This window comes from Salegentibacter sp. BLCTC, from assembly GCF_015143665.1.
In the GTDB taxonomy this organism is placed as follows: Bacteria; Bacteroidota; Bacteroidia; order Flavobacteriales; family Flavobacteriaceae; genus Salegentibacter; species Salegentibacter maritimus.
Map to the genome: position 1 here is coordinate 75,105 of NZ_WYEW01000010.1, position 25,621 is coordinate 100,725.

27 protein-coding genes and 1 tRNA gene are annotated in these 25,621 nt (G+C 36.8%); 12 read left to right on the forward strand and 16 right to left on the reverse strand.

All coding sequences use genetic code 11. From position 1 onward, the window contains the following. Nucleotides 1-50 precede the first annotated feature (50 nt). Nucleotides 51-596: a CvpA family protein gene (locus tag GUB10_RS13315; protein WP_193711953.1), complete on the reverse strand. Its 546-nt coding sequence runs from the start codon at nucleotides 594-596 to the stop codon at nucleotides 51-53. Nucleotides 597-736: 140 nt separating this feature from the next. Between GUB10_RS13315 and GUB10_RS13320 the strand changes: the two genes are divergently transcribed. The 3 genes from GUB10_RS13320 to GUB10_RS13330 all read left to right on the forward strand — a co-directional run bounded on the left by GUB10_RS13320 (nucleotide 737) and on the right by GUB10_RS13330 (nucleotide 2,779). Next, nucleotides 737-1,093 carry a hypothetical protein gene (locus tag GUB10_RS13320; RefSeq protein WP_193711980.1) on the forward strand — a complete coding sequence of 119 codons (357 nt, stop codon included), beginning with the start codon at nucleotides 737-739 and terminating at the stop codon, nucleotides 1,091-1,093. Nucleotides 1,094-1,159: 66 nt separating this feature from the next. Further along, entirely contained in the window at nucleotides 1,160-2,179 is a 1,020-nt protein-coding gene (pheS, locus tag GUB10_RS13325; RefSeq protein WP_193711954.1) for a phenylalanine--tRNA ligase subunit alpha, read from the forward strand. Nucleotides 2,180-2,383: 204 nt separating this feature from the next. Then, complete coding sequence (locus GUB10_RS13330) at nucleotides 2,384-2,779, forward strand: hypothetical protein (RefSeq protein ID WP_193711955.1); 396 nt, start codon at nucleotides 2,384-2,386, stop codon at nucleotides 2,777-2,779. Nucleotides 2,780-2,784: 5 nt separating this feature from the next. Here GUB10_RS13330 and GUB10_RS13335 read toward each other — a convergent pair whose 3' ends face one another. Beyond that, nucleotides 2,785-3,780: an NAD(P)H-dependent glycerol-3-phosphate dehydrogenase gene (locus tag GUB10_RS13335; protein WP_193711956.1), complete on the reverse strand. Its 996-nt coding sequence runs from the start codon at nucleotides 3,778-3,780 to the stop codon at nucleotides 2,785-2,787. Nucleotides 3,781-4,157: 377 nt separating this feature from the next. On the opposite strand from GUB10_RS13335, the gene lysM reads away from it, so the two are divergent. Then, on the forward strand, nucleotides 4,158-4,655 hold the full coding sequence (gene lysM, locus GUB10_RS13340) for a peptidoglycan-binding protein LysM (protein ID WP_193711957.1): 498 nt from the start codon (nucleotides 4,158-4,160) through the stop codon (nucleotides 4,653-4,655). A gap of 172 nt (nucleotides 4,656-4,827) precedes the next feature. Here the strand turns inward: lysM and GUB10_RS13345 are convergent, their stop codons facing one another. The 5 genes from GUB10_RS13345 to GUB10_RS13365 all read right to left on the reverse strand — a co-directional run bounded on the left by GUB10_RS13345 (nucleotide 4,828) and on the right by GUB10_RS13365 (nucleotide 7,489). After that, nucleotides 4,828-5,022, reverse strand: a complete 195-nt coding sequence (locus GUB10_RS13345; protein ID WP_193711958.1) for a hypothetical protein — start codon at nucleotides 5,020-5,022, stop codon at nucleotides 4,828-4,830. Between the two features lie 59 nt (nucleotides 5,023-5,081). Continuing rightward, nucleotides 5,082-5,351: a Bor family protein gene (locus GUB10_RS13350; protein WP_198628798.1), complete on the reverse strand. Its 270-nt coding sequence runs from the start codon at nucleotides 5,349-5,351 to the stop codon at nucleotides 5,082-5,084. A 109-nt stretch (nucleotides 5,352-5,460) separates the two neighbouring features. Then, nucleotides 5,461-6,045, reverse strand: a complete 585-nt coding sequence (gene nadD, locus GUB10_RS13355; RefSeq protein ID WP_193711960.1) for a nicotinate (nicotinamide) nucleotide adenylyltransferase — start codon at nucleotides 6,043-6,045, stop codon at nucleotides 5,461-5,463. Further along, nucleotides 6,038-6,631, reverse strand: a complete 594-nt coding sequence (gmk, locus tag GUB10_RS13360; RefSeq protein WP_193711961.1) for a guanylate kinase — start codon at nucleotides 6,629-6,631, stop codon at nucleotides 6,038-6,040. The genes nadD and gmk overlap by 8 nt, the downstream gene beginning before the upstream one ends. Next, nucleotides 6,632-7,489, reverse strand: a complete 858-nt coding sequence (locus GUB10_RS13365; RefSeq protein ID WP_193711962.1) for a YicC/YloC family endoribonuclease — start codon at nucleotides 7,487-7,489, stop codon at nucleotides 6,632-6,634. A gap of 148 nt (nucleotides 7,490-7,637) precedes the next feature. Here GUB10_RS13365 and GUB10_RS13370 point away from each other — a divergent pair, with 148 nt between their 5' ends. Continuing rightward, complete coding sequence (locus tag GUB10_RS13370) at nucleotides 7,638-8,063, forward strand: hypothetical protein (protein ID WP_193711963.1); 426 nt, start codon at nucleotides 7,638-7,640, stop codon at nucleotides 8,061-8,063. 56 nt (nucleotides 8,064-8,119) lie between these two features. On the opposite strand, the gene GUB10_RS13375 is transcribed toward GUB10_RS13370, so the two are convergent. Continuing rightward, the gene (locus tag GUB10_RS13375) at nucleotides 8,120-9,088 is read right to left on the reverse strand and encodes a YheT family hydrolase (RefSeq protein WP_193711964.1); all 969 of its coding nucleotides are present in this window, start codon (nucleotides 9,086-9,088) and stop codon (nucleotides 8,120-8,122) included. A gap of 214 nt (nucleotides 9,089-9,302) precedes the next feature. Here GUB10_RS13375 and GUB10_RS13380 point away from each other — a divergent pair, with 214 nt between their 5' ends. After that, nucleotides 9,303-9,797 carry a thioesterase family protein gene (locus GUB10_RS13380; RefSeq protein WP_193711965.1) on the forward strand — a complete coding sequence of 165 codons (495 nt, stop codon included), beginning with the start codon at nucleotides 9,303-9,305 and terminating at the stop codon, nucleotides 9,795-9,797. A 195-nt stretch (nucleotides 9,798-9,992) separates the two neighbouring features. Beyond that, nucleotides 9,993-10,499, forward strand: a complete 507-nt coding sequence (locus GUB10_RS13385; RefSeq protein WP_193711966.1) for a hypothetical protein — start codon at nucleotides 9,993-9,995, stop codon at nucleotides 10,497-10,499. 2 nt (nucleotides 10,500-10,501) lie between these two features. Here the strand turns inward: GUB10_RS13385 and GUB10_RS13390 are convergent, their stop codons facing one another. From GUB10_RS13390 to GUB10_RS13400, 3 genes are read right to left on the reverse strand one after another with little or no spacing between them, the layout of a single operon-like run. Beyond that, nucleotides 10,502-11,401: a DMT family transporter gene (locus GUB10_RS13390; RefSeq protein ID WP_193711967.1), complete on the reverse strand. Its 900-nt coding sequence runs from the start codon at nucleotides 11,399-11,401 to the stop codon at nucleotides 10,502-10,504. Next, entirely contained in the window at nucleotides 11,394-11,747 is a 354-nt protein-coding gene (locus GUB10_RS13395; protein ID WP_193711968.1) for an arsenate reductase family protein, read from the reverse strand. The genes GUB10_RS13390 and GUB10_RS13395 overlap by 8 nt, the downstream gene beginning before the upstream one ends. An 11-nt stretch (nucleotides 11,748-11,758) precedes the next feature. Continuing rightward, nucleotides 11,759-12,550: a DUF3298 and DUF4163 domain-containing protein gene (locus GUB10_RS13400; RefSeq protein WP_193711969.1), complete on the reverse strand. Its 792-nt coding sequence runs from the start codon at nucleotides 12,548-12,550 to the stop codon at nucleotides 11,759-11,761. A gap of 90 nt (nucleotides 12,551-12,640) precedes the next feature. On the opposite strand from GUB10_RS13400, the gene GUB10_RS13405 reads away from it, so the two are divergent. After that, on the forward strand, nucleotides 12,641-13,783 hold the full coding sequence (locus tag GUB10_RS13405) for a cystathionine gamma-synthase (protein WP_193711981.1): 1,143 nt from the start codon (nucleotides 12,641-12,643) through the stop codon (nucleotides 13,781-13,783). 230 nt (nucleotides 13,784-14,013) lie between these two features. Here GUB10_RS13405 and GUB10_RS13410 read toward each other — a convergent pair whose 3' ends face one another. Together GUB10_RS13410 and GUB10_RS13415 are read right to left on the reverse strand one after the other, a co-directional pair. Next, nucleotides 14,014-15,240, reverse strand: a complete 1,227-nt coding sequence (locus GUB10_RS13410) for a cysteine desulfurase-like protein (protein WP_193711970.1) — start codon at nucleotides 15,238-15,240, stop codon at nucleotides 14,014-14,016. Then, on the reverse strand, nucleotides 15,240-17,633 hold the full coding sequence (locus GUB10_RS13415) for a S9 family peptidase (RefSeq protein WP_193711971.1): 2,394 nt from the start codon (nucleotides 17,631-17,633) through the stop codon (nucleotides 15,240-15,242). Before GUB10_RS13415 ends, GUB10_RS13410 begins: the two co-directional genes overlap by 1 nt. Nucleotides 17,634-17,776: 143 nt before the next feature. On the opposite strand from GUB10_RS13415, the gene GUB10_RS13420 reads away from it, so the two are divergent. Beyond that, nucleotides 17,777-19,327, forward strand: coding sequence for a M20/M25/M40 family metallo-hydrolase (locus GUB10_RS13420; protein WP_193711972.1), 1,551 nt, complete (start codon nucleotides 17,777-17,779; stop codon nucleotides 19,325-19,327). A gap of 127 nt (nucleotides 19,328-19,454) precedes the next feature. Here the strand turns inward: GUB10_RS13420 and GUB10_RS13425 are convergent, their stop codons facing one another. The 3 genes from GUB10_RS13425 to GUB10_RS13435 form a co-directional block, all read right to left on the reverse strand. Then, nucleotides 19,455-19,820, reverse strand: coding sequence for a hypothetical protein (locus tag GUB10_RS13425; protein WP_193711973.1), 366 nt, complete (start codon nucleotides 19,818-19,820; stop codon nucleotides 19,455-19,457). A 43-nt stretch (nucleotides 19,821-19,863) separates the two neighbouring features. Beyond that, entirely contained in the window at nucleotides 19,864-20,853 is a 990-nt protein-coding gene (locus GUB10_RS13430) for a DUF1028 domain-containing protein (protein ID WP_193711974.1), read from the reverse strand. Between the two features lie 180 nt (nucleotides 20,854-21,033). Then, nucleotides 21,034-21,336, reverse strand: coding sequence for a hypothetical protein (locus GUB10_RS13435; RefSeq protein WP_193711975.1), 303 nt, complete (start codon nucleotides 21,334-21,336; stop codon nucleotides 21,034-21,036). A gap of 123 nt (nucleotides 21,337-21,459) precedes the next feature. Between GUB10_RS13435 and GUB10_RS13440 the strand changes: the two genes are divergently transcribed. From GUB10_RS13440 to GUB10_RS13450, 3 genes are all read left to right on the forward strand, one after another. After that, a tRNA-Arg gene (locus GUB10_RS13440) sits at nucleotides 21,460-21,531 on the forward strand. 466 nt (nucleotides 21,532-21,997) lie between these two features. Beyond that, nucleotides 21,998-23,323 carry a tetratricopeptide repeat protein gene (locus tag GUB10_RS13445; protein ID WP_193711976.1) on the forward strand — a complete coding sequence of 442 codons (1,326 nt, stop codon included), beginning with the start codon at nucleotides 21,998-22,000 and terminating at the stop codon, nucleotides 23,321-23,323. A 177-nt stretch (nucleotides 23,324-23,500) separates the two neighbouring features. Then, nucleotides 23,501-25,621 (forward strand): hypothetical protein (locus GUB10_RS13450; RefSeq protein ID WP_193711977.1); only part of this gene is annotated, 2,121 nt, incomplete at its 3' end.

A 25,621-nucleotide genomic window follows, 5' to 3' on the forward strand; every position in this document is an offset into this window, starting at 1 on the left:
CCCCGGGAGCTAGAAACAACTTTGTTTGTGGTAAGAGGAGGTTTTCCTGGCTAGGCCTCCTCTTTTTTGTTTTCAAAAAGAACGCTTTCTTTATCTAGTATATTCCTGTCTCTTGCTTCCCGAAGAATAGAAGGGAGCAGCATAGGAGCAATAACTTTAACCGGGTTGTAAAGCTTTGATTCCTCAAGGCTTTCTTTGCTAACCAGATTAACCTCTTCGTTCGTAGCAGCAAAAAACATAATTATTACACTGGCAATAAATGTCATTTTTAGGAGTCCGAAAGCGCCACCCAGTAATTTATTTACAATGCCTAATGCCGCAAAACCGGCTACTTTAGTTAAGATTCTACCGGCTAGTGAGATTAGGAAAACAATAAGGATAAAGGTGATGGCAAATGCAATTAGGTTTACGTATTCTGAATCCCAGTTCATATTTTCAGCAAAGAAATCACTTAAAATATAGGAGAAATGAATAGCCCCGTAAATTCCGGCTACTATACCCAAAAGAGAGGCAATTTCAGCTAAAATCCCTCTAAAAAAACCTCTAACGAGTCCGTAAAGCAGAATCAGGGCCAGGACAATATCTATTGTGTTCATTTTTCAAATATAGTAAAATACCGGTGGTGGTCTTTAGGCATGCAGTGACAAATAGACTAGAGATAGCATGAAGAATAAGGCCAAATATTTTAAGTCCTGGTATGGCTTCATTTCAAAAAGGAAGATATTATCTTTGTGGCATGACACGAGACGAAAATTTGAAAGATAGATGGGAGGGTTTGCAAAAGAAACTTTCTTATCAGTTTGCCGATGGAGAGTTAATGGATTTGGATGCGATAATTTATGTTATTGGTGTGCAGGAATTAGGGCAGCCGCATAGGAGGTTTAAAAAAGACCATAAAATAGACCTAATGCACATTGCCATTTGCCGTTTGTTAGAACCTTATGGCTATTATGAGTTTGATTATTTTGATGAAGATGGATGGCCGCATTATAAAACTTTAGAACAGTTGCCCAGTCTTAAACCGGGAGAACAATCGGTTTTAATGAAAGAGGCCATTGTAAATTATTTTATCAATAATCAATATATAGATTAAAGTGGCTATGTGCTGCCTAAAACTACATTTTTACTAAATTTGCCCTTTTGAAAAGAAAAAGATCTCATGATAGATAAAATTAAGCAACATATAGCTGAAGTAGAAGCTTTTAAAACCGAGTCGGCCAAAGAAGTAGAAGCATTCAGAATTAAATATCTCGGTAAAAAGGGGATTTTAAACGATTTCTTCGCATCTTTTAAGCAAGTGCCAAACGAACAGAAAAAGGAGTTTGGGCAAACTATAAATGCCCTTAAAAAAGCTTCAGAAGCTAAAGTTGCAGCCTTAAAAGAAAACCTGGAAAGCAAGCAGGAAGAAAAAGGAATTTACGGAGATCTTTCAAGGCCCGGCGAGCCTATCGAAATTGGAGCCAGGCATCCTATTTCTATTGTTAAGAATCAAATTATTGAGATTTTTTCCAATATAGGTTTTAATGTTTCTGAAGGACCGGAAATGGAAGACGACTGGCATAACTTTACAGCCCTTAACCTTCCTGAGTACCATCCGGCACGTGATATGCAGGATACGTTCTTTATTCAAACAGACCCCGATATTTTACTGCGCACCCATACTTCTTCTGTGCAGGTGCGATATATGGAAAACAATCAACCGCCAATTAGAACTATTTCTCCGGGACGCGTTTTTAGAAACGAAGCCATCTCGTCACGTTCACATTGTATTTTCCACCAGGTAGAGGGTTTATATATTGATAAAAATGTGAGTTTTGCCGATTTAAAGCAAACTTTGCTCTATTTTACAAAGCAGCTTTTTGGAAAGTCTAAAATTAGATTGAGACCTTCTTACTTCCCATTTACCGAACCAAGTGCCGAGGTTGATATTTACTGGGGCCTTGAAACTGAAACCGATTACCGAATTACAAAAGGAACAGGTTGGTTAGAGATTATGGGTTGTGGAATGGTAGATCCAAATGTGCTTAAAAACTGTAATATAGACCCTACGGAATATTCAGGTTTTGCCTTTGGTATGGGAATAGAGCGTATAGCTATGTTGCTGTATCAAATTGGGGATATTAGAATGTTTTATGAGAACGATATTAGGTTTTTAGAGCAATTTAAATCGTCGTTCTAGCTGCTTTAACCATAGCCTGGGATTATAATAATTGTAACTATGAAAAAGCTTGGGTTAATTCTTTTAGGGGTACTTGCCCTTGCGGTTATCATTATTTTTATAGCAGTAGAAATAATTGAAATTACATTAGGAAATATTTTATAAGCAGTTAGGCTTTCTTCCCAAAAATTGTTGAAAAAAGCCTAAAAATAAGGTTGAATACCAGTGAAAAAAGATATTGACATACCCGTAGTAGAAGAGGTGTACGTAGCCGCTGTAAAGGTTTATAATGAATCCTTTAAAGTAGAAGAGTGGAATGCCTATCTTATAAACAATAGAGACGAGGCCATTGAAATGGCTCTAATTGTAAGCAAAGGTTACGATGATAAAAAACAGACCTCTGTTATACGCCATAAGCTGGAAAAGCTTCCTTCTAAATCTTTTGCAAAAATTGAATTTCTTCAAGAAGAAGTTCTAAAATTGAACAACCAGTTTCAGGTAACTTTTTTCGCTGGTGGTAAAATGTTTGAAAAGAAATATATATTCAGAAAAAATAGCGTAAACGAAAAGGCATTACGTGAAATTCCTATTATTCCCAATAGAGGGATTCTAGCCGAATAAACCGCTTATGTAAGCTTTTCGGCTAGTTTTTTAATTACTTTTTTAGGGTTTTTACCTTCGTAAAGAATTCCGTACACAGCATTAATTATAGGTGTTTTTGCCCCTTTATCTTTGTTTATTTTATAAGCACTCTCGGTAGCGTAATAACCTTCTGCAATCATGCTCATTTCCATTTGGGCACTCTTTACGGTGTAGCCTTTACCAATCATATTTCCAAACATACGGTTTCGGCTAAATACAGAGTATCCCGTTACCAGAAGGTCACCAAGGTATGCAGAATCGTTAATGTTACGCTTCATATTGTGTACTTTCTTGATAAAGCGTTTCATTTCTTTTATCGCGTTACTCATCAACACACTCTGGAAGTTATCTCCATAACCTAATCCATGAGCTATTCCGGCGGCAATTGCATAAATATTTTTCAGCATTGCTGCATATTCGGTTCCCGTAACATCGTCGCTTAGCTTACACTTTATGTATTCACTGCTTAAATTATCTGCAAGTAATTTGGCTTTCTTTTCATCGGTACAGGCAATAGTGATGTAAGAAAGTCTCTCCAGGGCTACTTCCTCGGCGTGGCACGGACCTGTAATAACGCCAATGTTATTGGCGGGAACCTGATGGTATTCTTCAAAGTGTTCACCAACAATAAGGCTGCTCTCGGGTACAATTCCCTTAATTGCCGAAAATATAATTTTATCTTCCAGAGAGATGGTTAAAGCATCTAATTCTCGTTTTACAAATGCTGAAGGGATAGCAAAAATAAGGTAATCTGCCGCGGCAACTGTTTTATTAATATCATTACTAAGCTCTAGTTGGTTAATATCAAATTCAACCGAGCTCAAATAGTTTGGATTATGATCTTGTTTTTTAATATGTTCAATGGCATAATTGCTTCGCATATACCAATATATGGTATCTACATTTTCACTAAGCATTTTTACAATTGCAGTAGCCCAGCTACCGCCGCCAATAACGGCAAACTTTGGGGACTTGTTCATAGATTGATTTTCTGTAATCCAAAAATAAACAATTTTCTAAGTATATCTAAAAGCATAGGGTTTATAAAGCTATTTATTAATTATTAGCTAAAAAATTGTCCTAAAAGTTTAACATATATAAATTTTATAATTCACAATTCTAAAAGATTTAGTGCGTTAGTCTATTAACAAAGAGCTTTCTTTTAATAAAAGGATTTTCTTAGTTTTTGGTTGGTTATTTAGTTTGAAAACCGCAAATGCAAAATTTAACTCTGCTTTGCGGTTTTTGTTTTCTTACAGTAGGCTGGCAAAAATCTAACAAAGTTTTAGGAATTAAAACAAGTGTAGGATTCTATTTCTTTTGTATTTTTCGGTGTAATAAATTAATTATCAGTGTTATGGGGGTGTTTTCATTTATAAAAGATGCCGGAGAGAAAATATTTGGTAAGGTGAAGGAGCAGGAAGAAGAGAATATAGAAGTATCTGAAGCAAAGAATGAGATATTACGAAAAGAGAATGTAAAGGCTGCCAGTAAACTACTGGAGATAATAGAAAAATTTGATCTTTCTGTAGAGAATCCGGTAATTAATATTGAAGCAAATACGGCTACTGTATATGGGTTGGCAGATTCTCAGGAAATTCGTGAGAAAATTGTTCTTTTAATTGGAAATTCTGAAGGGATTGCAAGGGTAGATGATAGGTTGGCCGTGAAAATAGAAGCGCCTGAAGCTAGTTTTCACACAGTAGAACGTGGTGAAAATTTAAGTAAGATTGCTAAAGAATACTATAAAGATGCCAATAAGTATATGGTGGTTTTTGAAGCCAATAGACCAATGCTTAAAGATCCGGATAAAATATATCCCGGCCAGGTTTTAAGAATTCCACAGCAACAATAAGAAATAAAGATTAAAGACTGTTTAAAGTTTTGAGGTTGTTACATTGAGGGCAGTCGACGTCCTAAAGCTTGTAGTTCCACCATGAAAAAAGTAGGTTCAATCAGCTAAGTAGAATGGCCAAAATAAGGTTTTAAACAGTCTTTTGTTATTGAGTACGGTGTTGGATTGAGTTTTAATTGGTTTTTTGAGATTTGGGGAATAATCTCCAGGAAAGAAAGATAAAAATTAAAAGAAGAATAATTTCTCCCACAAAATATCCCCAACCATATTCGGTTAGGTTATTGAGGTCTACCAAAGCAATTTTAAATACCTTCCAGGTTAAAAACAGGGAGATTATAATACAAACGAAGAAAAAAAAATTTTTCAATTGAATAGGATATTTAAAATCCGGTGGGCTATAAAGTGCCCACCGGGTTTTTATATTTCTTATTTTGTTACAGTAGTAGTAGTTGGACTATATAGACCAAAGGTAAGAGCTGATACTAAACCATTCACGAAGGTTTGTCTAGTGTGCACATTGTAGTTTTCTGCCCCTTCAGCCATTTCTTTAGAATCAGAAACTCCTACTGGTGCCAAACCGTATACTACGTAATGGTTCCATTCAGTTTTTTCCTGATTTCCCTGAGCGCCTTCACCTACAACACTTGTGTAAGAATAGCAAGAAGTTAATAAGATAGAAGCCACCGCGGCAACCATACCAAGTTTGGTAGTTTTTTTAATCATAATGGATAAAATTAAATTGTTAAAAAATGATTTTTTGAGTAGGGTGGCGCGAAATTAGTAAAAAATCTATGTTAAAATAGAATTACCTATAAAAATTCATAAGTTTAATATAATCCCAAACAGATTGGGTTAACAAGGGCTTTATAAATTTATCTTCTTTTACCGCTCTTCTTATAAATGTTGAAGAAATTTCAACCACGGGAGCGTCTACCCGTTTAATTTTTGGATGGTTTTTAAACTCATTTTCAACCTCTCCTCCAGAAATTCGGGGGTAAACATAGATTTCATGATTTTCTAAGATTACCTCATAATTCTTCCACTTGTGAAAAGTTTTTAGGTTGTCTTCCCCCATAATTGGGCAAAATGTGTTGGTAGGATATTTTTCCTGAAGGTGCGCCAGGGTAATACAGGTGTAATTTGGTTGGGGCAAGTTAAACTCTACATTAGAGGGTTTTAAATGTTCATAACCTTCACAGGCTTTATAAACCATGTCCAAACGATGGTGATTAGCTAAAAGGGTACTTTTCTTTTTATGTGGATTATGAGGTGTAACCACTAACCAAACTTCGTCTAAATCTGAAAACTCTGCCATGTGGTTGGCGATAATAAGATGCCCGGTATGAATTGGATTGAACGTCCCAAAAAACAAACCTACTTTCCTATTCATTTTTAGCTGGTTTTTTTGCACCAACATAACTAGCCACCAACTCGTAAGCTTCTTTTAGCGCAGTATCCAAATGATGGTTCTCAATAATAAAATCAAATTGCGGAGCCGTGGCCAATTCGATGGAGGCCTTGGCTACACGCATATTAATCTTGTCGTCGGTCTCAGTTTTACGTTTTTTCAGCCTTATTTTTAATTCTTCAATACTTGGGGGCTTCACAAAAACCGCCAGGGTTTTATCTGGATAGATGTTTTTTATATCCAATCCGCCAACTACGTCTATATCAAAAATTACGTTTTTTCCCTCGGCCCAAATACGCTCTACTTCACTTTTTAAAGTTCCGTAAAAATTATCCCGATATACTTCTTCCCATTCCAGGAATTCGTCGTTTTTAATCTTTGTTTTAAAGTCTTCTAAAGATAGAAAATAATAATGCTGTCCATCTTTTTCATCGGCCCTGGGAGCGCGCGAGGTTGCGGAAGTTGAAAATTCCAGATTTAGCTCTTTGTGCTTCAACAAATGTTGAACTATGGTTGTTTTTCCCGATCCAGAGGGGGCCGAAAATACAATAAGTTTACCATTACCCATTTAAAGTACGTTTAAAAGTTGTTCTTTAATTTTTTCAAGCTCGTCCTTCATTTGCACCACTAATTGCTGCATAGGGGCATAATTAGATTTGCTGCCAATGGTGTTGATCTCACGCCCCATTTCCTGAGAAATAAAACCAAGTTTTCGGCCGTTAGAATCGGGTGAATTTATGCTTTCGTTAAAATAAGCTAGGTGGTTTTCCAGTCTTACTTTTTCTTCGGTAATGTCAAATTTTTCAATATAGTAAACCAGTTCCTGTTCAAAGCGGTTTTCATCTACATTTTCTTTAAGATCGGCAATCCCTTTTCGCAAGCGTTCTTTAACGGCATCAATTCGCTCGGGATCAATCCTTAGAACCTCCTGCAATAAAGCCTCAATATTATTTACCCTAAGCTTTAGGTCTTTTTCCAAAGCTTTTCCCTCGTCTTTTCTAAACGTATTGATTTCCTCTAAAGCTTCAATTACGGCGGCTTCAATGGCTTTAAATTCAGATTCATCAATCTCCTCACGCTCGGTGGTAACCGCATCAGGCATTCTAACAGCCATTTTCAGCAATTCGGTTTCGTTACCGTCTACAATATTCTTTAATTGCTGTATATAATTTTTAACTACGCCGGTATTTACAGAGGCTGTAGTTTCTTCACCTGTAATCTCTACATAGAGGGAGAAATCTACTTTTCCGCGATTAAGCGATTTTGAAATTGTATTTCTTAGTTGAAGTTCTTTTTCGCGATATTGCGAAGGAATTCGGGCGTTTACATCAAGATTTTTGCTGTTTAGCGATTTGATTTCAACGGTTATCTTTTTGGTTGGGAGTTGCGTTATGCTTTTCCCAAAACCTGTCATTGACTGGATCATGAGTGATTTTTAAGCTTGTGCAAAGATAATCAATTCTATAGCAGTGCAAAGCCGGCAAAAAGGTATTTTGTAGATTCTAAAACTTTAGCGGAAAGCTGCGCAACTAATCCGTCAGATTTGCATCTAATAAAAACATAAATAACGTAGTATGAATAAAATACTCATTTTACTAATACTGGGAATTGCCTTATTTAGCTGTTCTAGTGATGACACTAATGAAAAACAAAACAACTGTGATCTAAAAACTATAATTAGCACGGAAGATTATATAGAGGCGCCTTCTAATTTTTTAACTATTAATAGTTTAGAGATAAACAATAACTGTCTAAAAGTTAATTTTAGTGCCGGAGGTTGTAATGGAGATACCTGGGAAATAAAACTAATTGATTCAGGAGAAATTTTGGAATCTGGGATACCACAAAGGAATGTAAGATTGTCGTTAAAAAATGAAGAGTTATGCGAAGCCTACATCACAAAAGAACTTACTTTTGATATTTCGAACCTAAAAGTTAATGGAAACAAAGTTCAATTAAATATTGAAAACTCGGGTGAAAGTATTTTGTATGAATATTAAATTGTGGGGCAATCCATATGCTTAACTACGCCTAAGGACTTTTTGGCTTAGTATTTTTAAGCTTGTTTTAATTCTTCTATAAAGGCCAGGGCTCTTTCTTCGTGATAATAGGCTTTATTATGTTGAATATAGCCTACGTGCCCCCCGTGTTTAGGGGTTTCTAAATAAAGAAATTTAGATTTTTTTGCTATTTCTTCAGGATAGGAATGAGCCGAAAGAAAAGAATCGTTTTTTGCGTTTAACAGAAGCGTGGGAGTGGTTATATTTGATAGAAAACCTATACAGCTGCATTTTTTATAATAATCTGCTGCATCTCTAAATCCGTGTGCCTTGCTTGTGTATACTTCGTCTATGGCCAGCAGCGAATTGCATTGTGTGATCTCTTCTTTAGTAATTTTTTGGGGAAAATGGGTTTGCCTTAGTTCTAGCTCTTTTTTCAGGTTTTTTAAAAAACGTTTTGAGTATATAAAATTACGGGTTCTATTAAGCTCTTTCAGGGAAGCGGCAAGGTCGCAAGGGGTAGAAATGGCTACCGCCGATTTGATTTCGGAAGGAATATGAGCCTGTTCGCCCAGATATTTTAACAGTAAATTTCCACCCAGGCTAAAACCAATTAGGCCTATTTTTTTATACTGGTTTTCCTGTTGTATAAATTTTATTACTGCTTGTAGATCTTCGGTAGCGCCGCCGTGGTAACTTCGGTATAGCCGGTTCATTTCTCCGCTACAACTTCTAAAGTTTAGAGAAGCCACATCCCAACCTTGGTCCTGAAACTGTTTTGCCATTCCCAGCATGTAGGGTCTATTAGCGTTTCCGGCAAGCCCATGAAGTAGAATTATAATTTTGTCATTTTTTGGAGAATAAAAACCCCGCTCCAAATCTAAAAAATCTCCATCGCTTAATTCTATACGGTCGGCAGTATGAAAACTATAAGCTACTTTTCTAAGCGTAGCGGCATAAATGCTGGCTATATGAGCGTTTTTGAAAATCCCGGGCGCTTTATATTTAGTTTTAAGTATAGGCATAGCGTGCAAAGTTAAGTAGTATTATGCTAAGGGAAGAATCTTGTTGATAAGTCTATAATCTATATGTGATTTTCCAAAGCTTATTTAGAGAAAATCAGGTTGAAATAAACTTCCTTCATTTTAAACTGTAGTATACTGTACAGTAGAAATTTTTAAAATACTTATGCATGCATACTAATTATGCTTAGTTTTATTGAAAAAAGTAGAAGAGAACATGTACACAAAAGAATTTGAAATACGCTGGAGCGATATAGACGCCAATAGGCATTTGGCCAATACGGCTTATGTGAATTTTATGAGCCATACCCGAATGGCTTTTTTAATGGAAAATGGTTTTGGCCAGGAAGACTTGGCTAGAGAAAACATTGGCCCGGTGGTATTTTATGAGCATATTTATTATTTTAAAGAAGTGTTTGCCGGGAAACCTATTAAAGTTACTTTACAATTAAAAGGTCTTGCCGAGGATGGCATGTACTTTGAATTTTTGCATAATTTTTATGATGAAAATGGTCAAAATTTTGCCAGCTGTGAGATGATGGGAGCCTGGATAGATTTAAAAGAAAGAAAGCTTACAAAACTCCCCAAAGCCCTGCGTGATAACCTGGACAGTTTGGGCCATACCGATGACTTTAAAGTTTTAACCAAAGAAGATACCAGGAAATTTGGAAAACGTCCACAACACGTGGAACCAGAGAAAATAGGACTCTAAAAATCCCTTTTTTACACTTAATGACATTTTCTTATCAAAAAGCATAATTTCTATATAAAATCAGACAAAGAACAAACCCGGGAGATTCTTAAGTTTTCCGGGCTTGCTTTTTTTATTTTTTTACTATTCGGCCTAATAGCTATATTTTTTGAATGGTATTATTTGCCCTTGTTTATAGCCCCGCTTATACTTACTTTGCTCGCGCCATTTATAGATACGCCCCAGGGTAAAAAACAAGGTAAATTAATCTATTATACTCCGCTTTTCATTGCCGAAAAAGAGAAAAACGAAAAAATTATAATACACGGCGGAACCCTATTTGATTACTATTATATGATTGATAGAAATTGGAAGGGAAAGCAACGTATACGATTTATCCTTAATCAATATATTTTAGGTTTAATAGAACTTGGCGATTCATACAGCGAAAAAGAAGCAGAAAAAATAAGCCTGGAGGGTACAAGTTATATTCTTAACGACCGAACTGCCGAAAAACTGGGTTTCCAAAAACAAAGAACCAATCTGCTGCAAAAAATCATTCTTTTTTACAATTATGTGCAGATACTTCTGGCAAATTCAATCGCAAAAGGCAAGCTTAGTTTTCCTGCAATTGGTAGGGTAAGTACTTTTACCGCACCCCTTTCAGCAATTAAGGCCAATAAGGCTTATTTAAAAAAATTGGCTAAAAAACTAGAGGATTAAAATTAAGTCCGAACTTCGGTTTTCTTTTTAGTTACCATATAAACTCCTATAAAAACTAATATGGCCGCAACTGCTTTTACCAGGTTAAGCTCATCGGCGCCAATTAAAATGGCATATACAATCGCAATAAGCGGTTGTAAGTAAATAAAAACACTTATGGTAGATGCCGAAAGTTGTTTTAAAGCATAGATATTGAGTAAATAGGTAGAAAAGGTAGTTCCGGCTACCACAAATGCCATTTTCCAAATAGCATCAAACGGTAAACTGCTCCAGTTTACTTCGGTAAATTCGCCAATGGTGATGGGGAAATTGATAACAACCCCAATAAGAAATAACCATTTCATTAAAGTAAGTGCGTGATATTTTGTGGTAAGTGGTTTTACCAAAATAAGATATAGCCCATAGCTAAATGCGTTTACTATAAAAAGTACATTTCCGAGGGGAATATTGGGCGCATTTTCGGTACTATCGGTACTAAAAAGCACCAAAACCAATGCGCCGGCCAGGCCTACAATAATTCCGAGTGTTTTTAATAAAGTGATACGTTCCCTTATTAGAATAGATGCTAGGATAAGCACCATAACCGGGGAAAGTGTTACAATTACCGAACTGTTTATTGGAGTAGATAAGCTTAGCCCTTTAAAGAAAAATAGCATATTAATGACCATTCCAAAAACGGCACAACCTAAAATCCTGGGCCAGTCTGAAGTAGCAATTTTTTCTTTAGGTCCCAGCCAGCTAATGCTCCAAAAAAGGATTGCCGCGCCAAAAACCCTTAAAAATATAAATCCAAAAGGTTCAATATAGGTAGGCATCACACCTTTGGCAATAGTATGGTTAAGGCCATAAATTGTGCCGGCGCCAATGGCCGCAAGTATGGCCAGAAAGCGTTTCTTATCCATGAATAGCAGCTTTAGCCGCCGCGACGGTTTTTTTAGAATTGCCTATAAAAATTTCGTCATTATAAATAATCACGGGTCTTTTAAGAAAAGTATAATGATCTAAAATAAGGTCTTTATAATCCTGTTCAGAGAGCTCTTTTTTATTGAGTTCCCTTTCACGATATAGGCGTGCCCTACGGCTAAATAATGCCTCATAACTTTTGGCCAGCGCGTGCATCTCTTCTACCTGTTCTTTGGTAATTTCTTCTGCTTTGATGTCCTGAAGCTCAAAAGAGTTTGGAAATTCCAATTCTTTTATAATCTTTTGGCAGGTGTTGCAACTGGAGAGGTGATATACTTTTTTCATAGCTAGTTTAATTAGTAGTTAAGCCATTCGCTTACTTTATTCTTCGGAAAAGACAACTTTAATTCCCCTTCGGCATAACTGGCGGCTTCGTAGCGATTATAGACCAGGATAACCCTATTTTTGGTGACAGCTATATTTTCCGGAAGCGCAAATGTATCATTTTCAAAGAAAAATCCTTTGGCATTAATGTTTTCTCCTTCCGGAATTTTGTATTTTTTCCTGAATTCTTTTTCAGCATAATTTCGGAAAGCATCCAGGTTCGAAAACAAATCTTCATGATCTAATAATTCGCCTGAGGCAACATCAAAATTAGCAAAACGTTTAGCGCCATAACCGTGGGCACCCCCGGTAAAAATGTAGAAATCTGTTTCCAGAACCAATAAATCTTTAGTTTGGCTCAAAATCGATTGAGAAATTTCAACTTCGTAACCAATAGCAGAATTTGGAAAATCCTTTTTAAAATTCTGATAATCTTTAATAAATTCTTCTACGGCTGCTTTAACACTTTTGTTCTCCGTAGTTTCTTCAGCATTATCAAATATCTTAATAAGGTTTTTTTCATTATAACGATTCATTGCCAGGGCAGCTTCGCGATCTTCCCTAAACTTTAAATAGTTTACCCTTATTTTTGGGCATTTGGCATTTTTACAATCTTCAAAATCCTTAGGTAATAGGCCTTCATCATAAAAGCTTAAGGCTTCCATATCACCTTTTACCTGATTTACACCCGCATCAGATTTTTCATCGCGACAGGCACTTAGAAAGACAAAAATAACAAGGAGGGAAAGAAATTTTCGGCACATAAAAAAAAGCTGTTAAATAAAGTGAATAAAGATAAACCTATTTTGCGTAAAGACAATGAGCCTGTTACTTTTGCTATAAACCTGAAAATTATGAAATTTAATACCAAGACAATACACGGGGGGCAGGAAAATATAGATCCTGCATACGGTGCTGTGATGCCACCAATTTATCAAACCAGTACTTATTCACAAAGTACTCCAGGAGGTCATAAAGGCTATGAATACTCCCGAAGCGCAAACCCTACAAGAACAGCCCTGGAAAAGTCTATTGCCAGTATTGAAAACGGAAATTTTGGTTTTGCATTTGGCTCTGGTCTTGCTGCTATAGATGCTGTTTTAAAGCTTTTTAAGCCCGGGGATGAAATTATTACAACCAAAGATCTTTACGGTGGATCTTACCGCTTGTTTACCGGTATTTTTGAAGATTTTGGTGTTAAATTTCATTTTATTGAAATGAATCAAGCCGAAAATATTAAAGGCTATCTAAATGAAAATACCAAATTAATTTGGATAGAGACACCTACCAACCCAATGATGAATATTATTGATATTAAAGCGGTGGCTAAAATCGCGAAAGCCAACAATTTACTGTTAGCGGTAGATAATACTTTTGCCACGCCTTATTTACAACAGCCTTTGGAGCTTGGTGCCGATATTGTAATGCATAGCGCTACAAAATACTTAGGTGGTCATAGCGATGTGGTTATGGGGAGTCTGGTTGTTAACGATAAACAATTAGCGGATAGAATTTATTTTATCCAAAAGGCCAGTGGTGCTATTTGCGGACCACAGGATAGTTTTTTAGTACTGAGAGGAATTAAAACCCTGCACCTTAGAATTCAACGGCATTGCGAAAATGGAGCTGCAATCGCAAAATTTCTAAAAACACACCCAAACGTGGGAAAAGTATACTGGCCGGGTTTTGAAGATCATCCAAACCACGAGATCGCGAAAAAACAAATGAAAGATTTTGGAGGAATGATCTCTTTTACCACAAAAGAAAATACACTGGAAAGTGCTACCAAAATCGTAGAAAAACTAAAGGTATTTACCCTGGCCGAATCACTGGGAGGTGTGGAATCTTTAGCCGGGCACCCTGCAAGTATGACCCACGCATCTATACCCAAAGAAGAAAGGGAAAAAACAGGAGTGGTAGATTCTCTTATCAGGTTAAGTGTAGGGATTGAAGATGAAGAAGATTTAATACAAGACCTGAAGCAAGCTTTAGGCTAGTTGGTTTTTAGAGGGAGAAGTAATCTTTTCATTTGCAGTAAAGGATATATAGGTTACTTCATTCTGTTCATAATGAATTTTATATTAGTAAATTAGGTCAACAAAATAAACCGTCAAGCTGAATTTATTTCAGAATCAAATAAGTTAGAAGCTGAAACAAATTCAGCTTGACGAACTCAAAATTGAGTTTTTTAATTATAATCAATTAGAAATAAGTTACCGCGAATTGACTAAATTACCTTCTTTAAAACCCAAATCAATCTTTTTACTTCATCTAAAGAGTTATAATGAACCAAACTAACTCTCACAACCCCATTCTTTTCTTTTAAACCTGCGTCTTCAATTAACTTTTTGGCATAAAAATCCCCAAACCTAATCCCTACACGATAATCATCTACACGTTCAACAATTTCATCGCTTTTCATCGTGCTATGAACAAATGAAATGGTGGGGACCCTTTTTTTCCTATCGGCAGTGGCTTTGCCAATAATTTGAATATCTGGATGTTCAGATAAATAATTAATTAGGGGTTTACTAATTCGCTCTTCATGCTTGCTAATATGCTCAAAGACCTTATTCATCTTGTCCTGGAAACCTACTTTTTTCGCTTTGGGAAATTCGTTTTTGAATAATTGTTCAAAATATTCTGTAATTCCTAATAGGCTGTAAGTGAGTTCAAAATTGAAGTTTCCTGGTTGAAATTTATAGGGCACATCTTTTTTCTTAAAAAAATAATGGTTTATACCGTCCATTTGATGTAACAGATTATATCTGCCATACATAACGGCCAGGTGGGGCCCAAAGGTTTTATACCAACTAAACACATAAAAATCTACATCCAGCTTTCTAACATCTATACGCCTGTGCGGAGCGTAAGCTACTCCATCTACACAAATAAGCGCACCGGCTTTGTGTACGGTTTTTGCGATTTCTTTTATAGGGTTTATACTTCCTAAAATATTGGATGCGTGCGTTACAGCTACGAGCTTAGTGCGTTTGGTGAGTAGTTTGTTGAGGTCGCTTAGTTCAAGCTCCAGGCTTTCGGGATTTGCTTTCCAAAGCTTTACGTTTATTCCTTTATTCTTTAAATCGGTCCAGGGAGAAACATTGGCTTCGTGGTCTGTATTGGTAACAATTACTTCGTCGCCTTCCTTCCATTGCTTGCTAATACAAGTGCTTAAAATTCGTAGTAGCATACTGGAAGAAGGTCCCATAACCACCTCTTCAGGTCTTGCTGCATTTATATATTCGCATACTTTTTTGGTGGCATAATTGAGTTTTTCTCCTGCTTCCCTTGAAACTTTGTAGGAAGCACCTAACTGCACATTATGATGTAACAAATAACCGCTAATGCGTTCAGCTACTTTTCTTAAAGTTTGCGAACCCCCGGCATTATCCATAAAAGTGAATTCTCTTTCCAATGCCGGAAACTGGCTTCTTACATATTCAATATCCATTACTCTAAAAGGCTTTCGTTGAATAATTTTAGAATTCTTCTATATTCATCTGTCCAACTGCTGGGTTCTACAAAACCATGATCTTCTACCGGGTAAACTGCCATTTCCCAGTTTTCTTTCCCTAATTCAATTAAACGTTGGGAAAGCCTTACCACATCCTGAAAATGAACATTTACATCTACCATTCCGTGGGCAATTAATAAATCGCCTTCCAGGCCTTCAGCAAAATAAATGGGCGAAGATCTTTTATAAGCAATAGGATCGGCGGCGGGTTCGTTTAAAATATTGGAAGTATAACCGTGATTATAATGCGCCCAATCGGTTACCGATCTTAAGGCGGCACCGGCTTTAAAGGTTTCGGGTTCTGTAAACATTCCCATTAAAGTGATGAAGCCACCATAACTTCCACCATAAATCCCCACTTTTTCGGGATTTATTCCGTGATTCTTAACTAAATATTCCACGCCATCTACCTGGTCAGAAAGGTCTTTTCCACCCATATGTCGGTAAATTCCTGTTCTCCAGTCGCGACCATAACCTGCGCTTCCGCGGTAATCTATATCTATAACAGTATACCCAAGGTCTGTTAAAAGGTTATGGAACATATATTCCCTAAAATAGCTGCTCCACCATTTGTGTGTATTTTGCAGGTAGCCCGCACCGTGCACAAAAACCACGGCAGCGTTATTTTTTACATCGGCTTCAGGGATATATAGCCTGGCCGGAACCATAGCACCGTCCCTGGCTTTAAACTCTATCAACTCAGGAGTTCTCCAGGGGTAACTGCTAAATGCTTCAGATTGCCCTTCTGTTAGTTGTTTGGCTTCAGCATTTGCTTTTGTCTTCTTTAGGTATAATTCCCAGGGCTTATTGCTATAGGAATATAAAATGGCCATGTGTTTTTCATCTGGAGAAAGATAAACATCATTATTGCCCTCCATTTTAGTTAGTTTTTCCATCTTACCGCCCATCACCGGCATCTTATAGAAATGACGTTCACCGGGTCCAACTTCTGAAGTGGTTAAAAACCAATGCTTTTTGTTATTAGAAAGCTCGGGGTCAAAAACTTCAAAATCTCCCTGGGTAAGTGCTTTTTTGTTTCCGGTGGTAACATCCAACAGGTAAAGATGAGAGTATCCCGTTTCTTCACTTTGAAAATAAATATGTTTATTATCTGGTAACCACCCCATTTCTTCCCCTCCGTAAAAGGTGTAGCCAATTCCGGGACCTGCAATCCAGGCTTCGTCACGCTGGCGATCTAGTGTATTTAAGGCGCCTGTTTCAAGGTTGATTTTTGCTATCCAGCGGTCTTTATTGTCTTTAGACCTAATATTAACTACAGCGTGCTCGCCGTTTTCTGAAAAATAAACCGTAGTTGGAACTACTTCCCTCTCGGTCTCTTCCCAGTCTTTATCGGGGTAATCTTTAACGTAATCCGGTAAATCAGTAATTCCGGGAAGTTCACTTGTGTTTAAGGTGTAAACCGTGTCTTTTTCGAAATTGTAAATAGCAAGCTCAACTTTAGTATTATTCTCACCAACCTTGCTTCGTGCGGGCAGGTTTACGGTATATCCAGATTCATCTACATAATTTGGAACTGCAGTATTTTCGCCGCGTTCACGGGTAATAAGTTTAAAAGTTGCAAATTTTGCATCAGGCGAAACCTGAAGGTTACTTAGGTTTTTATCTTCAAGGTAGAAGCTAAATTGTTCCTTTTTAGCCGTGGCTTCCCTGTATGCTTCTTTATTTTCTTTGTTGGTTTTTCGCTGATTTACCACTTGTAATAGTTCCAGGTTTTCGTCTCTTATCCAGGCATTTTTTTCTGAAACTTCTTTTTCTTTCCCGTCTTTTGCTGTACCGGTTTTAATATTGGTAAGTTGCTTAATACTACCTTCTTTTCTATTATAAACAAAAGCATTCTTATCTAAAGTAAAGCTGACTTTGTCCTCGTTAGCAAGGAATTTTGGGCTTTCAATTGCTTTTGAAAGATCAAGGAGTTCGGTGGTTTTTCCGGTTTTTATATTATAAAGCTTAAGGCTTCCATTCTCCCCAAAAATCTTTTTAGTTCTATCTTTATTGAAATCGCCATATCGCGGAATTAAATTTTGCTCTTCCTTTAGATCTACCTTTTTTATTTTTGAAGGATTTCGCAATTCAATTTTATAAAGTGAATCAGCAACATTCTGTTCGGGATTGTAATCAAAATAAATGGTTTCACTATCGGCACTCCACTTTATATTAGAGGGAAAATTCCCCATCCAATTAGGGTCTTGCATTACTTTTTCTACCGAAAGTTCACTGGTTTGGGAAACTCCTGTATAACCAAAACTTAAGAGTGTTAAAAAGAGAACATGAAATTTAAACTTGAAGGAATAGGCTAAAATCTTTTTCATCAATTTAAGGAGTTGTGGGTTTATTTTTTAATAGCAGGCGGCAATATAGTTAAAATGCTAAAAATGATAAAGCTTAAGCCTTAAGATAGATTAGATATAATTGATATCTTTAGCCTTTATTTTTAAAAATTGATTAAAACAGTATGAAGAAAAATTTACGTACACTTTTTAGTTTATTTCTTGTGGCCGGCACATTACAGGTACAGGCTCAGCAAGAAATGGTAGACAAGATTGTAACCGAGGTCAATGAAAATTCAAGATTAGAGGAGCTGGGTCACGAGATGATAGATGTGATTGGTCCTAGATTGGTTGGGACTCCACAAATGAAAAATGCACATGACTGGGCGGTAAAAAAATATGAAAGCTGGGGAATTTCTGCCGAAAATGAGGAATATGGAACCTGGCGTGGCTGGGAACGTGGAATTACCCATATAGACCTTGTAGAACCAAGATTAAGAACCTTGCACGGAAGACAATTGGCCTGGAGCCCTTCTACAGGAAAAAAAGGCGTAACTGCCGAGGTAGTGATTTTACCGGAAGCAAGTAGCCCTGATGCCTTTGCCGATATGCTTTCTTCAGTTAAAGGAAAATTTGTGATGATTTCGGTAAATGAACCTACCGGAAGGCCACCATATAACTGGGAAGAGTGGGCCACAGAAAAATCGTGGAAGAACATGCAACAAAGCATAAAAGAAACCGATTCTCTATGGAGAAGCCGAGTTCAAAATACCGGTTATAGCTATCGCGAACTCCCAAAAGTTTTGGAAGAAGCCGGTGCAGTGGGTATTGTGACTTCTAACTGGTCTCACGGTTTTGGTGCTAACAAAGTGTTTGGTGCATATACCAATGATATTCCTACTATAGATCTTTCTTTAGAAGATTATGGATTGCTTTACCGTTTAGCAGAAAACAATAATGCGCCCGAAATAAAGGTAGTTGCCCAATCTAAAGATCTTGGAGAAATGCCAACATTTAATACCATTGCAAGGATTGAAGGAACCGAAAAGCCTGAAGAGTATGTTGTTCTTTCGGCACATTTTGATTCCTGGGATGGCGGTACCGGAGCAACCGATAATGGTACCGGCACCATGGTGATGATGGAAACAATGCGAATCTTAAAGAAATTATATCCAAACCCAAAGCGAACTATTATAGCCGGACACTGGGGTGGAGAAGAGCAGGGGCTTAACGGTTCTCGTGCTTTTGTAAAAGATAACCCCGAAATTGTGGCTAATGTACAGGCTTTGTTTAACCAGGATAACGGAACCGGAAGGGTAAAAACTATTAACGGACAAGGATTTTTGCATGCTTACGATTATATAAGCAGTTGGTTAGAGCCGGTGCCTCAGGAGATAAAATCTGAGATTGAGACTTCCTTCCCTGGAACCCCTTCCAGTGGTGGAACAGATCACGCTTCTTTTGTGGCTGCAGGAGCACCTGCTTTTATGCTGAATTCTTTAAACTGGTCTTATTGGGATTATACTTGGCATACCAATTTAGATACGTACGATAAAATTGTTTTTGATGATGTACGCAGCAATGTGATTTTGACTGCTATTATGACTTATATGGCGAGTGAAGATCCTGAAACTACCTCACGAGAAAAGGCCGTTTTGCCAATTAACCGAAGAACCGGTGAGCAAATGACCTGGCCTGAGCCAAGAGATGGAGAAAGAAGAGGAGGATTAGATTAGGCTTTTATTAATAAGAAGCTTGACGAACTAAAAAAACGTCATTACGAGGGACGAATAATCTGTAATTTAATGGCAGATTACTTTACTCCATTCGTAATGACGTTTTAATTTATAGAATCTTCTAGATTTAACCTTTCAAATCAGCACCTACGGGAATGCTACAATCGTGATAGGGCTCCCCGTGTGCAGGGTTTTTAGTTGGTTTGTCTTCCCTAAGCCTTATGGGAGATGAGGTCATTTCCTGTTGTTGGCTTGAGCTGTTTGACTCGGTTAAAGATGCTCCTACCGGCATATCACAACGATGTCCGGGTTGGCCATGTGGAGGGTTGACATCTGGGGTTTCTGCATTTTCAGATGTGTTTCCACTCATTTGGGTATTTTGGATAGTTTGGGTTTCTTCAGCAGTTTTCTTTTCTGCGTCTTTACAAGACGTAAAAGCCGTAAGTGATACAACGGCAATTCCCAATAGAATTTTATTAAAGGTAATTTTCATAACAGCATTATTTTAAGTGATAAAGATACTAAATATGTGTAGATTACTCAGTAAGCATCTCTAATTCCCCCTTACTAAGATTTATGAGGCCGGCTTTGGGCAAACGCTTTAGCATAATTTTCCAGTTTTTATCTTTATCAAAGATTCTTTGAAAAATTTGTTTTGCTTCTTCCAGTCTATCGCTATTGGCAAGGGCTACTGCTTTCCAGAATCGCATTTCCAGGTTGTTTGGAAACATGTTTTCGGCTGTGCTGTATTGTTTCAGTGCTTCTTCCACATTCCCCGTTTCCATAGCGAGATCGCCACGATTCATAAACTGGTAAGCCCGGGCTGTTCTTAGCAACCGGTCCAGTTCTTCTATCGGATTTTCGTGATCGTCTACTCTTAGGTCTATTTTTTTATCCTTCCAGACTTCTTCAACTTTATCTGGTCCAACCACAATTAATGCGGCCGATTGTTTTCCGCGGATATCCCCACCGGCTTTTTGAGCAGCTTTTAAAACCCTAAGTACCCTTTCGGCCAGGGGTAGGTTCATATTTTCGGTAAAAGCTTTAGCCATTTCAGGCACAACCTTGTTGTTTAACATCATATTGGCCTGAACTGCAAAATTTTCACCCGTAATATGGCTCGCTTCAGCTACGCAATTCTTCCCGGTATAGGCTGCATTTTGCCCAAATTTATTTAGAATGGCCAATTGCCTATAATCACGGGCTTCATCGTTATTAATAAGGCTCTCTAAAGCTTCTTCGGGAGTATAAGCTTTGTTTAAAAGTTTAAGACCTTCCGGGCCAAAAGCCGGGTTTACAAACGACTGCGTAGCAACTACACCCACTCCCGATTTTCCCCAGGCGACTAGTGGTCCTACCGAAAACCAATGACTTTGAACACCAACAGCCATTTCTCCGGTTTTTGCATCCCTGGCAACAATAGAATAGGTATGTGCAAATGGATCTCCGCTAATCTCCGGATTTTGGGCCTGGCCATTCAAAAAAGATATGAAAGTGATAACCGTAAAGAGTAAAAAATTTTTCATAATACCTGATTTCTGTTTAAAACCAAGATAACGAAACTTTACTCGATAATCTAGATTAAATGTTTCGAGGCTTGCCTCTAAATTCAAAAAATTCTCATTTAATACCTCGTTGGCTTCCCGGGAAATACTTCACTAAATTCTCTTTTTGTGTTTTAAGACACCACTTGATATAGAAATGATTTATAATTGTTTTGCATTAGTGACCAGAATATAGAGAGGCCCGCCATCTACTGGATAACCATCTATCCTTGAGCCGGAAACCGTAACTTCTTTTCCGATAAATTTATCCAGATCTATTTTGTCGCTTCTTAACGCATAGAATTCATTTTCCGTTTTTAGAACATGTGTGCCATATTGATAAGAAGTAATTCCCTGGCTTTCTATTTTACCGGTAAGTTCCATTTGGCCTTCTGTTTCCTGGCGGTTACAGGTATTGGCAAAAAAGATGAGTGCTGTAAAAAAGCTTAGGACAAAAAATTTCATAGAGGTTGATTTTAAAAATATGTCTTTAAGATTAAAGTTAAAAAAAGCCGGGAAACTACCGGAAGTTTTAAGTTTTAATATGATGAATTTCTGAAAACATTATTATTTTTGTGGCACCTATAGGGCCTCGTAGTTCAACGGATAGAATAGAAGTTTCCTAAACTTTAGATCCAGGTTCGATTCCTGGCGAGGCTACTTTTTTGGTATCTTAAACCGTTAGATGCACTAAACTCTTTTTCGTAATAGAAGAATAAAAGTTTGCCTTGAAGCTAGATGTGGCTTCATATCCAGGTTAAGCTTGCCCCAGGTTATTTGAATCTTATGAAGATGTAATAATAGAGGTAACTTTGTTAGCTGAATATTATTTCTTGTTGTTTTTATTTTAGGTATTATAAATAACCTTATATTCTTTTTCGGTTTAAATAGTTTATTATCAATTTATTAACTACAATTTTTTTTCTATACCTCTTGTGCTTGTAATGTGTTAATTGTTCTATCAACCCCCCTGGTTTTTAAAAGAGTTGGTTTATATTTGTAATCTTTTCTTTACAAACTTTTAATACTATTCAAAGTAAAACCTACTTATTTTGAGGGGTATTAAACAATAAAAATTCTGGTTATCAGGTCGTTATATTTCTTTTTTCTTTTAAATCTTATTTTTTTGGGCACTAACTTATGTGCAGCCAATAGTTTGCAACAGGATAAAGGTTTGCCTGAAATAAGTGTTATTACAGATAAAAGTGCACTAAAATATATAAATGAGGCGCAGGTACTTATTGATATTGCCGAATATGAGAAAAGTTTAAGCCTTTTAAAACTTATTTCTAAACAATATAAGGGAGATAGTAAGGAAGTAAAGGCTCGAATATTAGGTGGGTTAGCAAGAAACTATTTAAATATTGGCCTTTTTAAGGAAGCCGTAAAAACCTGGAGCAAGGCTGTAGAACTTTGTAAGGGGCTTGAGAACGGAGAATATCTTTCTGCTATTTTTTATAATAATATCGCAAGTGCCTTTTTAAAATTAGGTGAGTCGGAGAAAGCAATTATCTATTATAAGAAATCTTTGTCTATATACCCATTTTCTTCAACATATCGGGGCTTATCGAAATTAGCAATAGATACAGAGAGTGATTTTGATTTATCAAAGTCATATTTAGAGGCTGGCGCCGAATTTATAAGGGATAACAGGAACCTTAATGGCTATGCAGACGCTTTGGATAGTAGTTATCTTTTTAAGTTTGATCAAGCTACTATTTTAAAAGGTTTTGCCTATCATTATTTTAAAATGGGAGATGTTGAGACCTCTATAGATAAATACCAACAAGCATTAGATATCTCGAAAAGATTAAAGAGAATAAGCCTAAGTGTTGAAATTTTAAAAGAAATGGGTTATGTGTATAGAACACAAAGTGACCTAAAAAATTCGAATAAATACTTTGCAGAATATATTCACCTCAATGATAGCCTAAGCATGGCAAAAATGAAATCTTTAAGTATTCCTCTTAGAAATTTTATCGTAGAGGAAAATAACTCTAAAGAAATTGATGTCGACTCTGATTATTCTTTCGTATTTGGGGTATCTGCTTTAGTTGGAACTTCGTTTGTTTTACTTTTTATAGTTCGGCATAACAGCAGGCAAAAGAAGAAAATAGAAATTTCCAGAAAAGAAAAAGAGCGTTTAAAACAGAGTTTGAATGAAAGCTTTGATGAGGTTATAGATTTAGCAAGAAATAATGATCCCGCTTTTCTAGGAAAATTTAAACAGGTATACCCAAGCCTTTATGGAAAGTTAAGCGCTACAGAAATAAATTTAACCGATTCAGAAATCGCATTATGTGCTATGATTTGGTTGAAATTCTCTACAAAAGAGATTGCTCAATTCACATTTGTTCAACACAAAACCGTACAAATTAAGAAATACAGGTTGCGCAAAAAACTTTCTTTACCTAAAGGAACAGATTTGTACAAATGGATGGCTTCTTTGTAATTGTCTGCTCGTAAGCTGTTTGAGTGTTGTTTTATAGATGTAGTATCTATGTAATACCCGTGAAACGGGCTTTATCTAGTTATATTTTGCAATTTCGCGAAAAATTTAAGCCTAGAATTATTTTACCGTTTAATCCAAAAAAAATCTTGGTGTAAACCATTTCTAAAAGTACTTTCTATGAAGAAACTATTACCTCTGCTATTTATTTTTATTGGCTTTTCTGTTAGTGCCCAGGTGGGTATTGGAACCGATATGCCAAATCCTTCAAGCCAATTGGAGATAGTAGCAAACGATAAAGGTCTATTAATACCTCAGGTTGCACTTTTAAATTTAACAGATGAATCTACAATTACCAATGGGAATGTAGAAAGTCTTTTGGTGTTTAATACCTCTGCTAACCAAAGTATGTCACCGGGGTATTATTACTGGTATAACGGTAGCTGGAAAAGAATAGCTACTTCTAATGATCCTTCTTCTAATATCCCCGATAATATAGTTATTTGGAATGCCGAGAATCAGGAGTTTGTTTATTTAGATCAGGAGGGAGATCGTATAAGTATAAATTTAGATGAGATTGTAAACGAAAGTATTACTAAGCTTGTTGATAATTTAGATGGAACTTACACTTACACCAGTGAAGATGATACAATTACTACCATAAATGTTCCTGCCGATGTTATAAGTAATATTGATAATAACGGAGATATCTATGAAAGAATTATTGAGCTTATAACCAGTAATTCTTATATCTCGAATATAACCGATAATGGCGACGGGACCTTTAATTTTACCGATTCTCAGGGAAATACAACCGAATTCGATGCTAATACTACCAATCTTGTAGATAACGCCGATGGGACTTATGATTTGACTAATGCTAATGGCAGTACAATTAATATCAATACCAATGCAGATAGTAATAGCTACGACAATACCAATTCAGGTTTAACATCTACTAATGTACAGGATGCTTTAGATGAGATTCAGCAGAACCTTGAAGATACCAATGCCGATTTAGGTAATATTGACCTGACCGATAATGGGGACGGTACTTTCACCTATACCGATGCAGAGGGTAATATTATAGACTTTGATGCCAATACTACTAGTTATACCGAAAATGGGGGAGGTAGTTATACCTTCACCAACGATAATGGAGAGAGTATCACGGTAACTGTAGTTGATGATGTGGTTTCTAATATTCAAAACCAGGGAGCGATCTATGATGAAATTTTAAGCATTATTGGAAACGAATCTGATATATTAGTAGACAACAATAATGGTACTTATACCCACACCGCTGTAGACGGTACGGAGGTGATTATTGATGCCAACACTACTTCAGTAAGTGTAACCGATGGGGTGTATACTTTTACAAATGGTAATGGTGATGTAATTACGACTATCGATACCAATGCAAGTGCTTCCGGTTATGACAATACCAATTCAGGTTTAACTTCTACCAATGTACAGGATGCTTTAGATGAAATTCAGCAGAACCTTGAAGATACCAATGCCGATTTAGGTAATATTGACCTGACTGATAACGGGGACGGTACTTTCACCTATACCGATGCAGAGGGTAATATTATAGACTTTGATGCCAATACTACTAGTTATACCGAAAATGGGGGAGGTAGTTATACCTTCACCAACGATAACGGAGAGAGTATCACGGTAACTGTAGTTGATGATGTGGTTTCTAATATTCAAAACCAGGGAGCGATCTATGATGAAATTTTAAGCATTATTGGGAGCGAGTCTGATATATTAGTAGACAACAATAATGGCACCTATACGCATACCGCTGTAGACGGTACGGAGGTGATTATTGATGCCAACACTACTTCAGTAAGTGTAACCGATGGAGTGTATACTTTTACAAATGGTAATGGAGACGTAATTACGACCATCGATACCAATGCAAGTGCTTCCGGTTACGACAATACCAATTCAGGTTTAACATCTACTAATGTACAGGATGCTTTAGATGAAATTCAGTCTAACCTGGATAATACTACCGATGTTTTAGTTGCTAATGGCAACGGCACCTATACGCATACCGCTGTAGACGGTACGGAGGTGATTATTGATGCCAACACTACTTCAGTAAGTGTAACCGATGGGGTATATACTTTTACAAATGGTAATGGAGACGTAATTACGACCATCGATACTAATGCAAGTGCTTCCGGTTATGACAATACCAATTCAGGTTTAACCTCTACTAATGTACAGGATGCTTTAGATGAAATTCAGTCTAACCTGGATAATACTACCGATGTTTTAGTTGATAAT

Coding starts and splice junctions, on each gene's coding strand:
- GUB10_RS13405 (WP_193711981.1), top strand. CDS start 12,641: ATGAAATTTAATACCAAGACAATACACGGGGGGCAGGAAAATATAGAT.
- GUB10_RS13365 (WP_193711962.1), bottom strand. CDS start 7,489: ATGATCCAGTCAATGACAGGTTTTGGGAAAAGCATAACGCAACTCCCA.
- GUB10_RS13410 (WP_193711970.1), bottom strand. CDS start 15,240: ATGGATATTGAATATGTAAGAAGCCAGTTTCCGGCATTGGAAAGAGAA.
- GUB10_RS13420 (WP_193711972.1), top strand. CDS start 17,777: ATGAAGAAAAATTTACGTACACTTTTTAGTTTATTTCTTGTGGCCGGC.
- GUB10_RS13390 (WP_193711967.1), bottom strand. CDS start 11,401: ATGGATAAGAAACGCTTTCTGGCCATACTTGCGGCCATTGGCGCCGGC.
- pheS (WP_193711954.1), top strand. CDS start 1,160: ATGATAGATAAAATTAAGCAACATATAGCTGAAGTAGAAGCTTTTAAA.
- GUB10_RS13370 (WP_193711963.1), top strand. CDS start 7,638: ATGAATAAAATACTCATTTTACTAATACTGGGAATTGCCTTATTTAGC.
- lysM (WP_193711957.1), top strand. CDS start 4,158: ATGGGGGTGTTTTCATTTATAAAAGATGCCGGAGAGAAAATATTTGGT.
- GUB10_RS13315 (WP_193711953.1), bottom strand. CDS start 596: ATGAACACAATAGATATTGTCCTGGCCCTGATTCTGCTTTACGGACTC.
- GUB10_RS13320 (WP_193711980.1), top strand. CDS start 737: ATGACACGAGACGAAAATTTGAAAGATAGATGGGAGGGTTTGCAAAAG.
- GUB10_RS13415 (WP_193711971.1), bottom strand. CDS start 17,633: ATGAAAAAGATTTTAGCCTATTCCTTCAAGTTTAAATTTCATGTTCTC.
- GUB10_RS13380 (WP_193711965.1), top strand. CDS start 9,303: ATGTACACAAAAGAATTTGAAATACGCTGGAGCGATATAGACGCCAAT.
- GUB10_RS13350 (WP_198628798.1), bottom strand. CDS start 5,351: ATGGTTGCCGCGGTGGCTTCTATCTTATTAACTTCTTGCTATTCTTAC.
- GUB10_RS13375 (WP_193711964.1), bottom strand. CDS start 9,088: ATGCCTATACTTAAAACTAAATATAAAGCGCCCGGGATTTTCAAAAAC.
- GUB10_RS13395 (WP_193711968.1), bottom strand. CDS start 11,747: ATGAAAAAAGTATATCACCTCTCCAGTTGCAACACCTGCCAAAAGATT.
- GUB10_RS13400 (WP_193711969.1), bottom strand. CDS start 12,550: ATGTGCCGAAAATTTCTTTCCCTCCTTGTTATTTTTGTCTTTCTAAGT.
- nadD (WP_193711960.1), bottom strand. CDS start 6,045: ATGAATAGGAAAGTAGGTTTGTTTTTTGGGACGTTCAATCCAATTCAT.
- GUB10_RS13435 (WP_193711975.1), bottom strand. CDS start 21,336: ATGAAATTTTTTGTCCTAAGCTTTTTTACAGCACTCATCTTTTTTGCC.
- GUB10_RS13430 (WP_193711974.1), bottom strand. CDS start 20,853: ATGAAAAATTTTTTACTCTTTACGGTTATCACTTTCATATCTTTTTTG.
- gmk (WP_193711961.1), bottom strand. CDS start 6,631: ATGGGTAATGGTAAACTTATTGTATTTTCGGCCCCCTCTGGATCGGGA.
- GUB10_RS13335 (WP_193711956.1), bottom strand. CDS start 3,780: ATGAACAAGTCCCCAAAGTTTGCCGTTATTGGCGGCGGTAGCTGGGCT.
- GUB10_RS13425 (WP_193711973.1), bottom strand. CDS start 19,820: ATGAAAATTACCTTTAATAAAATTCTATTGGGAATTGCCGTTGTATCA.